This window comes from Actinomyces sp. HMT 175 (assembly GCF_016694895.1).
Taxonomy (GTDB): Bacteria; Actinomycetota; Actinomycetes; order Actinomycetales; family Actinomycetaceae; genus Actinomyces; species Actinomyces oris.
In genome coordinates, this window is record NZ_CP068012.1 from 895,177 (window position 1) to 908,281 (window position 13,105).

General features: G+C 69.3%; 13 protein-coding genes. 9 read left to right on the forward strand and 4 right to left on the reverse strand.

Annotated features, from left to right (window positions below; genetic code table 11):
* Nucleotides 1-51: 51 nt before the first annotated feature.
* Nucleotides 52-1,152 (reverse strand): Gfo/Idh/MocA family protein, encoded by a 1,101-nt coding sequence (locus tag JJJ14_RS03865; RefSeq protein ID WP_201444738.1) that lies wholly within the window; start codon nt 1,150-1,152, stop codon nt 52-54.
* Between the two features lie 57 nt (nt 1,153-1,209).
* Here JJJ14_RS03865 and JJJ14_RS03870 point away from each other — a divergent pair, with 57 nt between their 5' ends.
* Both JJJ14_RS03870 and JJJ14_RS03875 read left to right on the forward strand, forming a co-directional pair.
* A complete protein-coding gene (locus JJJ14_RS03870) occupies nt 1,210-2,055 on the forward strand; it encodes a PHP domain-containing protein (RefSeq protein ID WP_201444739.1) in 846 nt (281 codons plus the stop codon).
* A gap of 56 nt (nt 2,056-2,111) precedes the next feature.
* Complete coding sequence (locus tag JJJ14_RS03875) at nt 2,112-2,741, forward strand: MarC family protein (RefSeq protein ID WP_075375206.1); 630 nt, start codon at nt 2,112-2,114, stop codon at nt 2,739-2,741.
* 67 nt (nt 2,742-2,808) lie between these two features.
* Here the strand turns inward: JJJ14_RS03875 and JJJ14_RS03880 are convergent, their stop codons facing one another.
* Complete coding sequence (locus JJJ14_RS03880; protein ID WP_075375205.1) at nt 2,809-4,479, reverse strand: DEAD/DEAH box helicase; 1,671 nt, start codon at nt 4,477-4,479, stop codon at nt 2,809-2,811.
* 264 nt (nt 4,480-4,743) lie between these two features.
* Here JJJ14_RS03880 and JJJ14_RS03885 point away from each other — a divergent pair, with 264 nt between their 5' ends.
* The 3 genes from JJJ14_RS03885 to JJJ14_RS03895 all read left to right on the forward strand — a co-directional run bounded on the left by JJJ14_RS03885 (nt 4,744) and on the right by JJJ14_RS03895 (nt 7,489).
* Nucleotides 4,744-5,424, forward strand: coding sequence for a ferritin-like fold-containing protein (locus JJJ14_RS03885; RefSeq protein ID WP_201444740.1), 681 nt, complete (start codon nt 4,744-4,746; stop codon nt 5,422-5,424).
* A gap of 167 nt (nt 5,425-5,591) precedes the next feature.
* Entirely contained in the window at nt 5,592-6,239 is a 648-nt protein-coding gene (locus JJJ14_RS03890) for a peptidase (protein ID WP_201444741.1), read from the forward strand.
* A gap of 38 nt (nt 6,240-6,277) precedes the next feature.
* Nucleotides 6,278-7,489 (forward strand): RCC1 domain-containing protein, encoded by a 1,212-nt coding sequence (locus JJJ14_RS03895; protein ID WP_201444742.1) that lies wholly within the window; start codon nt 6,278-6,280, stop codon nt 7,487-7,489.
* Nucleotides 7,490-7,564: 75 nt separating this feature from the next.
* Here the strand turns inward: JJJ14_RS03895 and JJJ14_RS03900 are convergent, their stop codons facing one another.
* Nucleotides 7,565-7,753, reverse strand: a complete 189-nt coding sequence (locus JJJ14_RS03900; protein WP_020991836.1) for a CsbD family protein — start codon at nt 7,751-7,753, stop codon at nt 7,565-7,567.
* A 255-nt stretch (nt 7,754-8,008) separates the two neighbouring features.
* On the opposite strand from JJJ14_RS03900, the gene JJJ14_RS03905 reads away from it, so the two are divergent.
* Nucleotides 8,009-9,457 carry a purine-cytosine permease family protein gene (locus JJJ14_RS03905; RefSeq protein ID WP_201444743.1) on the forward strand — a complete coding sequence of 483 codons (1,449 nt, stop codon included), beginning with the start codon at nt 8,009-8,011 and terminating at the stop codon, nt 9,455-9,457.
* A complete protein-coding gene (locus JJJ14_RS03910) occupies nt 9,454-10,338 on the forward strand; it encodes a purine-nucleoside phosphorylase (protein WP_201444744.1) in 885 nt (294 codons plus the stop codon). The genes JJJ14_RS03905 and JJJ14_RS03910 overlap by 4 nt, the downstream gene beginning before the upstream one ends.
* 39 nt (nt 10,339-10,377) lie before the next feature.
* On the opposite strand, the gene JJJ14_RS03915 is transcribed toward JJJ14_RS03910, so the two are convergent.
* Nucleotides 10,378-10,758: a nuclear transport factor 2 family protein gene (locus tag JJJ14_RS03915; protein ID WP_020991835.1), complete on the reverse strand. Its 381-nt coding sequence runs from the start codon at nt 10,756-10,758 to the stop codon at nt 10,378-10,380.
* Between the two features lie 84 nt (nt 10,759-10,842).
* On the opposite strand from JJJ14_RS03915, the gene JJJ14_RS03920 reads away from it, so the two are divergent.
* A complete protein-coding gene (locus tag JJJ14_RS03920; protein WP_075375199.1) occupies nt 10,843-11,436 on the forward strand; it encodes a TetR/AcrR family transcriptional regulator in 594 nt (197 codons plus the stop codon).
* 95 nt (nt 11,437-11,531) lie between these two features.
* On the forward strand, nt 11,532-12,968 hold the full coding sequence (gene fumC / locus JJJ14_RS03925) for a class II fumarate hydratase (RefSeq protein ID WP_070511858.1): 1,437 nt from the start codon (nt 11,532-11,534) through the stop codon (nt 12,966-12,968).
* The last annotated feature ends 137 nt before the right edge of the window (nt 12,969-13,105 follow it).

The window sequence follows — 13,105 nt, forward strand, 5'->3', positions numbered from 1 at the left end:
ACTGTTGGGCCCCAACCTGCGCTCGGTGGGGGGCTCAGAATCGGGGACGGCTCAGTCCTGCTCATCGGCCGGGAAGCGCACCCCCACCTGGCGACGGGCCTCCTGCAGAACCCCGACCGCCGCCACGGAGCGGCTCAACGGGTGCAGATCGGACTGGCGCGCTCCGGCCCGCACCAGGCGGCACACCTCGGCCAGTTCGTAGACGAGCTGGTGACCGGACGCCTCAGCGCCGCGCTCGACCGACAGGTCCTCACCCGTGCCCGTCGCCGCCGTCGGGCCGCGCAGCCCAATGCGCCGGGGCCACTGGCAGTCGTCAATGCTCAGCACGTCATGGTCCCCGGCGAAGATCGACTCCATCCCCGGGGAGGTCTTGGAGTGCAGGCAGACGACCTCCAGCCCGGCGTGCTCACCGCAGTCGTAGGACAGGACCACCGTGCCCCGTGCGTCGACACCGCACTCCAGCAGCGTCCCCGTGGCCGTCACCCGGTCCGGCTCACCGAAGAGGTGAATGGCCAGGCTGACCGGGTAGATGCCCAGATCCATGAGGGAGCCGCCGCCCAGAGCCGGATCGAAGGCCGGCGGCAGGCCACCGGAGCGGTAGACCTCCATCCGCGAGGAGAACTGCTCCTTAGACAGCACCACCCGGTGCAGCCGCCCCAGCCGTGGAAGGTGCTTACGCAGCTGAGCCACTCCGGGCTCGAAGGCGGACAGCCACCCCTCCATGAGGAAGCGGTCGGTCGCCTGTGCCGCCTCCACCATCGCCTCGGCCTGCGAGCGCGTCAGGGCGAAGGGCTTCTCCACCACCACGTGGAAACCTGCCTCCAGGGCCGCGATCGAGTGCTGCGTATGCAGGGAGTTGGGGGAACCCACATGGATGACGTCGATCGGGTCGGGCGAGCCCGGGCCGTGGGCGGCGAGCATCTCCTCAAGCGAGGCATAGGCATGCGCAATCCCGTGCTCGGTGGCGAAGGCGGCGGCGCGCTCGCGGTGGGCGGAGGTGACGGCCACGATCTGTGCACCCGGCTCGCGGGCGACGGCCTCGGCGAACCAGCGGGCGATGAAACCGGCCCCGATCACCCCGAAGCGGACCAGGGCGTCGTCGGTGCGCCGCGTGGTGGGCACAGTACTGCTCATACGGCTCGACTCGCTCATGCCGTCCAGTCTTCCACGCCTCCCTGCGCGCTGCCCGCACTTACCTACACTGTCCCGGTGCGCATCGACCCCCACACCCACTCGGCCTGCTCCGACGGCACCGACTCGCCCGCCGAGCTCATGGAGAAGGCGGCCGAGGCCGGCCTCGACGTCGTCGGCCTGACCGACCACGACACGATGGCCGGCTGGCAGGAGGCGGCCCGGGCCGTTCCGTTCGCCGGTGTCGCCCTGCTGCGCGGCACCGAGATCTCCTGCGCCGCCGATGGGGTCACCCTCCACCTGCTGTCCTACCTGCACCGGGCCGACGACGCCGGGCTGGAGGCCGCCTTCGCCCGTGCCCGCCGCTCGCGCGACAGCCGGGCCCAGCGGATGGTCGAGCGCCTTAGCGAGGACTACCCGGTCACCTGGGAGGACGTTCTGACCCAGTCGGCCGACTCCCACACGATCGGCCGGCCCCATATCGCCGACGCCCTCGTAGCGGCCGGCTCCTTCCCCGATCGCAACGCCGCCTTCGCCGGGCCGCTGGCCACCTCCTCGCCCTACTATGTCCACCACTGGGCGCTGGACCCGGTGGAGGCCTGCCGCCTGGTGCGCGCCGCCGGTGGGGTCCCGGTGGCGGCCCACCCGCGCGCCGCCTCCCGCCAACGCCGCCTCGTGCCCGATGAGACCTTCGCCCAGATGGCCGAGGCCGGCCTGGCGGCCCTGGAGATGAACCACCGCGACCAGGACCCCGAGCAGCGCGAGCAGGTTCGCCTCCTGGCCCAGCGCCTGGGCCTGGGGCTGTCGGGGGCCTCGGACTACCACGGCTCCGGCAAGCCCAACCGCCTGGGGGAGAACCTCATGCCGCCCGAGCTGCTGGAACAGATCCTCGACGAGGGCGCCCTCGACCTCGTCCGCCCCTGAGGGCCGACCGGCCACGGCACCCGACTCCCGCCGAGCGGTGGTGATAGAAACGCCCCATGCTGCAGTCCGTCTTCGACACCACGGTCTTCGCCACGACCTTCACCACGCTCCTGGTGATCCAGGACCCGTTGGGCGCCATCCCGATCTTCCTGTCCCTGACCTCGCGGCAGACACCCCCGGAGCGCGCCGCCTCCGCACGCCAGGCCACGGTCGTCTCCTTCGCCGTCATCGTGCTCTTCGCAGTCTTCGGACGCTACATCCTGAAGTTCCTGGGGATCTCGGTGCCCTCCCTCCAGGTGGCCGGCGGACTGCTGCTGCTCCTGGTGGCCCTGGAGCTGCTGACCGACAAGGTCGATGAGAGTCCCGATCCTGACGCCGTCACCGCCAACGCCGCCCTCGTGCCCCTGGGCACGCCCCTGCTGGCCGGGCCCGGCGCCATCGTCGCGGCGATGGTCGCCGTGGACACCACCGGAGGCGGGGTGGCCGGGTGGGTATCCGTGACGGCCGCGATCATCGGCACGCACATCGCCATCTGGGCCTCGCTGCGCTTCTCCCTGGGGCTCAACCGGGTGCTGGGCACCTCCGGCATCCGGATCCTCACCCGGGTCATGGGACTGCTCCTGGCGGCCATCGCCGTCCAGATCATGGCCGACGGCGTCTTCGCCTTCCTGGCGACCCGCCTCTGACCCGGCTTCGCCCCGGAGTCGGGCAGCGGCTGAGACCCACGTGAGTCTCAGCCGCTGCCTGTCAGTCCTACTCGCCGGCGGTCCCGTCAACCGGGCGGCCGCCGCGCGTGCGCTTACGGGTGCGTTTGCGCCGGGGCTTGGCCTCGCCGTCGGCGGAGCGCCGGGAACGCTCACCGCGCTTGGAGTCCTTGGCGCCCCTGCCGCCCCGGCCGCGCTCCGAGCGCCCGCCCTGTCGGCCGGACTGCTTGCGCCCACGCTTGCCGGTCTCACCCAGGTCCTCGATCTCCTCGGCGTCGAGCCCCTCCAGGGTGCGCTTGTGACGGGGCAGGCGGCCGGTGACCTTCTCCGGGATCGACAGGTCGGAGAACAGGTGCTCGCTGGTGTGGTAGGTCTCCACCGGCTCCTCGATGGGCAGGCCCAGAGCCTTGGCGATGATCCGCCAGCGCGGCACGTCGTCCCAGTCCACGAAGGTGACCGCCGTGCCGGAGTTGCCGGCGCGTCCGGTGCGCCCGATGCGGTGGACGTAGATCTTCTCGTCCTCGGGGCACTGGTAGTTGATGACGTGGGTGACGTCGTCGACGTCGATACCCCGAGCGGCCACGTCGGTGGCCACCAGCACGTCCACCTTGTTGTTGCGGAAGGCGCGCAGGGCCTGCTCGCGGGCCCCCTGGCCGAGGTCGCCGTGCAGGGCCCCGGTGGCGAAACCGCGGGCGCGCAGGTCGTCGGCCACCCGGGCCGCTGTGCGCTTGGTGCGCGCGAAGATGATGGTGCGCCCGCGCCCCTCGGCCTGGAGGATCCGGGAGACGACCTCCACCTTGTTCATCGAGTGGGTGCGGTAGACGACCTGCTGGACCGTCTGGACGGTCATACCCTCGTCGCCCGGGTCCTGGGCGCGGATGTGGGTGGGGCGGGTCATGTAGCGGCGCGCCAGGGCGACCACGGCCCCGGGCATGGTGGCGCTGAAGAGCATCGTGTGCCGGTCGGCGCGGGTGCGGGCCAGGATCTTCTCCACGTCGGGAAGGAAGCCCAGGTCCAGCATCTCGTCGGCTTCGTCCAGGACGACGGTGGTGACGTGAGCCAGGTCCAGCACACCGCGCTCCATGAGGTCGATGAGGCGGCCGGGCGTTCCCACGACGACCTCGGCTCCCCGCTCGAGGTCCTCGATCTGGGGCTCGTAGGCGCGCCCGCCGTAGACCTGGACGATGCGCACGGTCCGCTTGGCGGCAGCCGTGGACAGCTCCTCGGCGACCTGCTTGGCCAGCTCACGGGTGGGCAGGATGACCAGGGCCTGGGGGCTGCCGGAGGCGGGATCCTCGTCCCAGCCCTCCTCCCCGGGACCCAGGGTGTCCATGAGCAGGGGGATGCCGAAGCCCAGGGTCTTGCCGGTGCCGGTCTTGGCCTGACCGATGATGTCCTGCCCCTCCAGGGCAACTGGCAGGGTGAGGGCCTGGATGGGGAAGGGGTGGGTGATGCCCTTGGCGTCCAGGGCCTCGCAGATCTCCGGCTCGACACCGAAGTCGGCGAAGGTCTTGCGGCTCAGGTCGGTCTGGTCGCCCTCGTCGGTGATGTCGGGAGTGGCCTCGTCCAGGACGGGGGCGTGGGCGCCGGCCGTCTCGATGATCCCGGACGGGGCGGTCGTGGCGCCGGCAGCGGCGTCGGCACCCTCGATGGGGGTCTGGTCGTCTGTGGAGTTGTGGTCGGGCTCGACGGCGTCGGCCCCGTGCTGCTCGTTGCTCACGAGGTTCCTTGTCTTCTGATCGGGTTGAACCGCTCCGGCGCGGCTGTCGCTCGCGCGCACAGTCGGGTGCGCTGCGTGGGCGTCGGCGCCGTCGGATCTGGCAGCCGATCGCGAGTCATAGCTGAGTCCATCTGACGACCGGGCAACCGTGGACGCCGTCAGCGTAGCGGGAAAACATGATGATGGCCTGTCTGGATGGGGAGGTGCGCCGTCGGCGTGGTCGATGTCACGGCTGTGCTTCACGCACGACAAGACCTGGATACGATGGTGGCCATGTCCCAGATGCCGACTCCGTCACCTCAGCCCAGCAGCGCCTCCACCCCGATGCAGGTCGGTCCTCACGAGCTGTCGGTCGTCGGCGTCGTCGCGATCTCCCGGACGGCGGCCTGCACCCGCTACGCCAAGGATGCCGACCGGGCTCCGCGGATGACGGCCCGGGTCGACCTGCTGCGCATGAGCGCCTGGGAGGTCGCCTCCTTCGACCGGGTCGTGGAGCTGGCCGCGACCCACGGCATCGACGCCCTGGGGGCGGCCGAGCGCTTCACCGACGTGCTGGGCGACTTCGACGAGCGGCTGCGGCCACTGGACTGGGCCGAGCGCCTGCTCAAGACCTACATCACCTTCGGGCTGCTCATCGACTTCGGGATGGCGCTGAGCGAGTCGTTGGAGGATCCCTTGCGCAGAGGGCTCGTCCACGAGCTCAGCCAGGACCCGATCAGCACCTACGCCGTCGCCGAGCTGGAGGAGGTCATTGCGGCCGACCCACAGCTGGCCGCCCGGCTGGGGCTGTGGGGTCGGCGCGTCATCGGTGAGGAGATCGGAACCTTCCAGAGGCTCCTGGGGCAGTTCCCCGAGCTCCTCGGGCAGATGGCTCAGGAGCAGCTCCACTCGGTGCTGACCCAGGGGGCGGTCTCGCGTATGAGAGGGCTGGGCCTGAGGGTCTGACCGTCTCTCAGCACGTCCGAGCGGCTAAGATGTGAAGTGCCCAACAGTGGAGTAGTGCCCGTGTCGGTGGCGTGACAGGACCCGGGCTGCGTTGGGTAAGGTGTCCGCATCCACATCCTCATCACCCGATGTGAGAGTCGTGGCTCTCACATCCTGAAGGAGTTCCCATGAAGCGAAGCGTATGGATGGCCGCGTCCGCGGCCGTCGCCCTGTCCGTCGTCCCGGTCGGCGCGGCTGCTGCCGAGACGGACCCCGCTCCTGCCGCCGAGCAGGTGGCGCCGCAGTCCGGTGGCGCGAAGGCCGACGCTCCCCAGCCCGACACCCCCTCCCCGGCCGCTCCCAAGCCCGATGGTGACAAGCCTGCCCCCGCCCCCGAGCCTGCTCCCGCCCCCGCGGAGGACGCGGGCAAGGCGGCACCTCAGGCTCCGGGTGCCAACAACGCCGCGGCGCAGCAGGAGAACAAGCCGGAGGCTCCGGCTGAGCAGTCCCAGCCGAACCAGGGCGACCAGCAGCAGGGCGATCCTGCCGGTTCCCAGGCTGCTCCCGAGCAGCAGGCCCCGGCCCCCGAGCAGTCCTCTGAGGGAGGCGCCCCTGCGGCGGCCGAGGAGAGCGCCCCCCAGGGAGCCGCGGAGGCTCCCGGTGAGCAGGCCGCCGCACCCCGCGAGCAGGCTGCCTCTGGCCAGCAGGGCACCGCCACCGCAGGTCGCTCCACCCTCGCTCAGACCGGAGCGGGAACGACCGCCGCTTGGATGGTGCTGGGCACCGGTGCGACAGGCGCCGCCATGCTCATGGCTCGCCGTAGGCTGACCTACTGACACACATCGGTCCTTGACGTTGAGGAGAGGTCTGGCCCATGGATGACCGGATGCTCGACGGGGACAGGGTGCTGTGGTTCATCGGCGGCAGTCCTGAGCGTGCTCAGGAGGCCCTTGCCGCCGGACACGCCTGGACGCCCGAGCAGCGTGCGCAGCTCGAACAGATCGCAGCATCTGCCGGATATTCCCCTCAGCAGCCTGCCGGGTACCCGCCTGCTCAGCAGCAGGTGCCCGTTCAAGAGCCCGCGCCCGTGTACGGGGCGCCTGCACAGCCCGCGGCCTTTGATGGCGTATTCGGGGGCGACGGCGCTCGTGGCGGCACTGTGGACTACGGGGCGGCTCAGCCGACTCAGCCCGCTCAGCAGCCGGCTGCGGTCGCGCCGCCCCAGCCGCAGATGGCGACACCGACGCAGCCTCAGCCGCAGGGCTACAGGCTTCAGCCGCTGCCCGCGGTGACAGAGATGGAGGCACCGCAGAGCGATGTCTCCCAGTACCCGAGCAGTGCTCCGCGTCGCGGTTGGGTCCTCCCGGTCGTAGCGGTCAGCGTGCTCGCCCTCGGGCTGGTCGGGGGTGCCCTGGGAGGGCACTGGCTGTGGCCCGGTAAGGACGCGGCGGCTCCGTCGTCCCCCGCTGCGGCGGCCCCTGCTGCCAACAAGCCTACGACCCTGCGCGCCGGCAGCGGTTCCTTCGTCTGCTCCTCGGGCGGTACCGGAGTCGCCTGCTGGGGCGCTGACGCCCAGGCCAACACTCAGGGCGCACGTGTCTCGCCGACGGCGGTGCCCGGCCTGGAGAAGGTCAAGGTCTCTGCGCTGAGTGTGGGCAAGGGCTTCGCCGTGGCCGTGGATGACTCGGGCAAGGTCTACGCCTGGGGCGCCAACGAGGTCGGCCAGCTCGGCAAGAAGACTGACGAGGCGCTGGTCAACCAGGCTGTGGAGGTCGGCAAGCTGCCGGCCGCTCCCACCGCGCTCGTCTCCGGTTACGAGCACACCTGTGCGCTCGCCAAGGGCACAGTCTGGTGCTTCGGCTCCAACCGCTACGGACAGGTCAACGGAACTGTCTCCGACACCCCCTCAGGGTTGGTGCAGGTGGACAAGATCGACGGGGCCACCCAGATCGGCACCTCCGGCTATGACACGTGGGCCACGGTTGACAAGGGGACCTGGACCTGGGGGAACAACTCCTGGGGGCAGGCCGACCCCTCGCAGAGCGTGGTCAACGTGGCGCCGACCCTGATCCCTGCGAGCAGCTGACGCCGGTATCGGCAACGCAGTAGCGCCCAGCCTCCTTCAGGAGGCTGGGCGCTATTGCGTATGTCGCGACGACGCTTACTTGTCGCCCTTGAGGTGGTTCACCGCACCCTTGATGGCGTCCTTGGCGTCCTCGGCGACCTCCTTGATCTTGCCCTCGGCCTGCTGGAGCTTGCCCTCGGTCTCGGTCTCCTTGTTACCAGTGACCTTGCCTGCGGCCTCCTTGGCCTTGCCGGCGATCCTGTCGAAGGTTCCGTTGTCGCTCATGAGAGCTCCTTTCCGTAGTGAGTCTCCACGAGGTGGAGGATGGCTCGACTATACAGGCGTACATCTGAGACGACACCCGATATTCAGTGAGAGTTTCTATGGAGACCACCTAGAATGTGTGACATATCCTATGTTACTGAGGGTGTGGTGGATCGTTTCCTCTCTCCGACGTCGTTCGCCGCATCTCAGTGCCCGTAGACTTCAGGCACCTCTCCTTCGAGAGCCACCTGATACCGACATCGAGGTCGATCACCCATGAGCAGTGCACCCGCAGACGTCCCCGCCGCCACCCGCGTCGAGAACGCCGGTCTTGACGTCATCTCCGAGTCCGATCGCAAGGGACGGCCGAGCGATCTCTTCATGCCCTGGTTCGCGGCCAACATCTCCGTGCTGGGACTGTCCTGGGGCGCCTGGGTCCTCGGATTCGGACTGTCCTTCTGGCAGGCGGTCGTTGCTGGCAGCGTCGGTGTCATCGTCTCCTTCCTCCTGTGCGGCGTCGTGGCCGTCCTGGGCAAACGAGGCAGCGCCCCCACCCTGGCGCTGTCCCGAGCGGCCTTCGGCTACAACGGCAACCGCCTGTCCGCGGCCCTGTCCTGGATCCTCACGGTCGGCTGGGAAACCGTCCTGTGCGTTTCCGCCACCCTGGCCTCAGCCACGGTGTTCCAGGCCCTGGGCTGGCACAACCAGGTCGGTGCCCAGATCCTGGGCTTCCTGCTCACTGTCGGCCTGGCCGCCAGTGCCGGCATCCTCGGCTTCGAGGCGATCATGAGGGTCCAGACCTGGATCACCTGGGCCACCGGTGTCCTCACCATCATCTACCTCGTCCTTGTCGCTCCCCAGATCAGTGTCCACAGGATTCTGGCCCTGCCGTCGGGCGGCCCCGCGGCCTTCATCGGAGCCCTGGTCATGGTGGCCACCGGCTTCGGCCTCGGTTGGGTCAATGCCGCCGCCGACTACTCCCGCTACCTGCCCCGCAAGGCCTCGACGGCCGGCGTCATCGGCTGGACCACGCTGGGATCGGCACTGCCCTGCGTGGTGCTCGTCTTCTTCGGCATCCTCCTGGTGGGTTCCGACGCCGAGCTCGGCCAGGCCATCAACACCGACCCCATCGGCGCCCTGACCACGATCCTGCCCACGTGGTTCCTCATCCCCTTCGCGATCGTCGCCATCCTGGGGCTGGCCGGCGGCATCATCATGGACCTGTACTCCTCGGGCCTGTCGCTCCTGGCGACCGGCCTGCCCGTGCGCCGGCACGTGGCCACCTCCATCGACGCCACCATCATGACCGTGGGCACCATCGCCGTCATCTTCGGTGCCGATGACTTCCTCGGCCCCTTCCAAGGGTTCCTCACCACCCTGGGAGTCGTCATCGCCGCCTGGGCCGGAGTCATGGTCGCCGAGGTCATTCTGCGCAAGCGCGACTACGACGAGGAGGCCCTCTTCACACCCGACGGCGTCTACGGCTCAGTCAACTGGGAGGCCATCGTCCTCGTGGCTGCCGGTTCCGTCGTTGGCTGGGGGCTGGTCGTCAACTCGGCCGCCTCCTGGTTGTCCTGGCAGGGCTACCTGCTCGGGCCTCTCGGGGGCCGCGACGGGGCCTGGGCCGGAGCCAACCTCGGTGTGCTGGCCGCTCTGCTCATCGGTGTGCTCGGGCACCTTGCCCTCGGCCGAGGCCGGGTCGCCCTCCAGGAGGCCCGTTCGTGAACGACAAGGCCACAGGCTTCGCTCTCGAGCCTGAGCGTCTGGAGGCCCTGAGCGCCTCTGCCGGCGCAGAAGGCCCGGGCCCGGCCGTGGAAGGCGCCCACCAGATCGCCCGACGCACCGGCGCACCTCGCCACGACCTCCTGGTGGTCCTGGGGTCCGGCGCCGCTGATGCCTTGGCGTCCTGGGGTGAGCCGGCTGCGAGCCTGCGCCTGTCCGACCTGCCCGGGGTCATGGTCCCGGTCGCGCCGGGACATGAGGACCGCCTCGACTCCTATGTCGTCGCTCGTGGTCGGAAGGTGGCCGGACAGGAGGTCGGGGGAGAGCGGCGCGTCCTCGTGGCCCGCGGACGGACCCACCTCTACGAGGGGCACGGCCCAGGACCCGTGGTCACCCTGTCCCGTATCGCGGCCGCAGCCGGCGTACGCGGGGCCGTCCTGGTCAACGCCGGCGGCTGCCTGCGCAGCTGGCACATCGGCGAGGTCATGACGATCACCGACCACCTCAACCTCACCGGCTCCTCACCCTTCGACGGCCCGGTCTTCACTGACGTTCGCAGTGTGTGGGACGACGAGCTCGCTGACGTCCTGCGCGGTGTCACAGAGAGGTCAGGCGTCTATGCCGCTGTGCGCGGGCCGGAGTATCAGACCATGGCGGAGACGCGAATGCTGGAATCCGCCGGTGCCGACTGTGTCGGCATGTCCACCGTCCTGGAAGCCATCGCCCTGCACCAGCTCGGGGTGCGCGTGGCCGGCATGAGCGTCGTCTCCGACCTGTCCTTCGCCCAGGCGCCCACCGACCCCGACGAGGTCATCCGACTCGCGGCCGGTGCGCACACGACGATCGCCGCCGGCACCGAGGCGGTGCTGGCGGCGATGTCCTGAGCTGCCGACGTCGAGGCGAGTCGCAGGGGATCGCTCGGGTCAGTTCACGCCCATGAACATATAGGCACGCGTCACCTTGCCGTCGACGTCGCGGAAGACGGTGTCGACTCCGCGCCCGACGACGTCGCCGCTTGGGGCGGTCATTGACCAGCGCAGCAATAGCGCGTCGCCGGACTCCATGCGCTGGTCGTAGCTGAAGGTCAGGCCCTGACCCGCAATGCGGTCGTTGTGGACGCGGTTGATGTGCTCAGCGATGTCGGCTGTTCCTGTGACGGTCAAGGCGGGTGAGGAGATGTGCAGCGACCCGTGCGGGGCCCACATCTGCTCGATGAGTGCACGGCGCTGACCGGCGTCGGGCTCAGTCCAGGTGCGCAGGTAGCTCGCGTCGAAGTCGGCGCCGGTACGGGTGGTGTCGGTCATGAGTCGTTCCTCTCCTCAGATTAAGTTGACAATGTCAGCATAACCGGAAAGTTGACTGTGTCAACATGTGGGTAGGCTTGGGCCATGAGCCCTCGTGATCCAGGTCCGACGCGCGCCGCCATCCTCGACGCCGCTGCAACGCTGCTCGAGGACAGGGGACCTGAGTCGGTGACGCTGCGCGCCGTTGGTGAGGCTGCCGGCGTGTCCCGCTCGGCGCCCTATCGTCACTACGCGGACAAGGCTGCGCTCATGCGTGCCCTGGCGGGACGGACCCTGCGGCAGATCGCAGAGCGGATTCGTCACGGTGCGGAGCGGCACCGGGGGGCGCGACAGCGGCTGCGCGCCGGTTGCTGGGCCTACATCGACTACGCAGTCGAGTGCCCCCATCACTACCAGCTGGTCTTCGGGGACGCCCCGATTGCGGAGCCGGACCCCGGGCTGGAGGAGGCCGCCGACGACGCCATGGCCGCCGTCGGCGAGCTCGTTGCCCAGGCCCAGGGAGCCGGTCTACTACGACCCGGCCCCACCCGTGAGATCGCCACCGTCATCTGGGTTCTGCTTCATGGGCTCGCTGCCCTGCAGATCACGGGTCATCTCCACGAGCCCCGGACCATTGACGGCAATGAGCATCTTGCGGATCTGCTGGACCTGGCCCTGGAACAGCTGCGACCCGTGTGATGCGCCTTCGGTGATGTCGGCCGGTAGCGATCTGAGACGTGTCTGGGACGCCCGTCCCCGCACGGCGGCGAGCACGAGCGCCTAACCTTGCACCTATGACAACTGATGCAAAGACGCCCAACCAGGCTGTCACGACCCGCACCGAATCCGACTCCATGGGCACCATCGAGGTGGACGCCAACCGCTACTGGGGGGCCCAGACCGAGCGGAGCCTGCACAACTTCGACATCGGCCGCGAGACCTTCGTGTGGGGCCGCCCCATGATTAAGGCCCTGGGGATCCTCAAGAAGTCCGCCGCCCTGGCAAATGCCGAGCTCGGCGAGCTGCCCGCCGACATCGCCGAGCTCATCGCCAAGGCCGGCGACGAGGTCATCGCCGGTGACCTCGACGCCGAGTTCCCGCTCGTGGTCTTCCAGACCGGCTCGGGCACCCAGTCCAACATGAACTCCAACGAGGTCATCTCCAACCGGGCCATTGAGCTGGCCGGTGGCGAGCGCGGCTCCAAGACCCCGGTTCACCCCAACGACCACGTCAACCGCGGCCAGTCCTCCAACGACACGTTCCCCACGGCCATGCACATCGCCGTCGTCAACGAGCTGGCCGCCATGTACCCGCGCGTCCAGCAGCTGCGCGACACCCTGGACGCCAAGGCCAAGGCCTACGCCGACGTCGTCATGGTGGGCCGCACCCACCTGCAGGACGCCACCCCCATCACCCTGGGGCAGGTCATCAGCGGCTGGGTCGCCCAGATCGACTTCGCCCTTGACGGCATCCGCTACGCCGACTCCCGCGCCCGTGAGCTGGCTATCGGCGGGACCGCCGTCGGCACCGGCCTCAACGCCCACCCGAAGTTCGGGGCCCTGTGCGCCAAGAAGATCTCCGAGGAGACCGGCATCGAGTTCACCCAGGCGGACAACCTCTTCGCCGCCCTGGGCGCCCACGACGCCCTGGTTCAGGTCTCCGGCGCCCTGCGCGTCCTGGGCGACGCCCTCATGAAGATCGCCAACGACGTGCGCTGGTACGCCTCCGGCCCCCGCAACGGCATCGGCGAGCTCATCATCCCGGAGAACGAGCCCGGCAGCTCGATCATGCCCGGCAAGGTCAACCCCACCCAGTGCGAGGCCATGACCATGGTGGCCACGAAGGTCTTCGGCAACGACGCCACCGTCGGCTTCGCCGGATCCCAGGGCAACTTCCAGCTCAACGTCTTCAAGCCGGTTATGGCCTGGTGCGTCCTGGAGTCCATCCAGCTCCTGGGTGACACCTGCGTCTCCTTCGACACCAACTGCGCCTACGGCATCGAGCCCAACACCGAGCGGATCAAGGCCAACCTGGAGACCAACCTCATGCAGGTCACCGCCCTCAACCGCCACATCGGCTACGACAAGGCCTCCAAGATCGCCAAGAACGCGCACCACAAGGGCCTGTCCCTGCGCGAGTCCGCCCTCGAGCTCGGCTTCGTCACCGCTGAGGAGTTCGACAAGTGGGTCGTGCCCATGGACATGACTCACCCCAGTGCCGCTGAGGACTGATCCTCTGGACTGTCCCTCATAGCTGACGACGGCGTCGCCCTTCACGTGAGGGCGACGCCGTCGTCGTACGAGCCGAGCCCACATTCTGGCTTGCTCGCCAGCATGCGGATGCCGACTCACAGAAGCGGCACAACCCC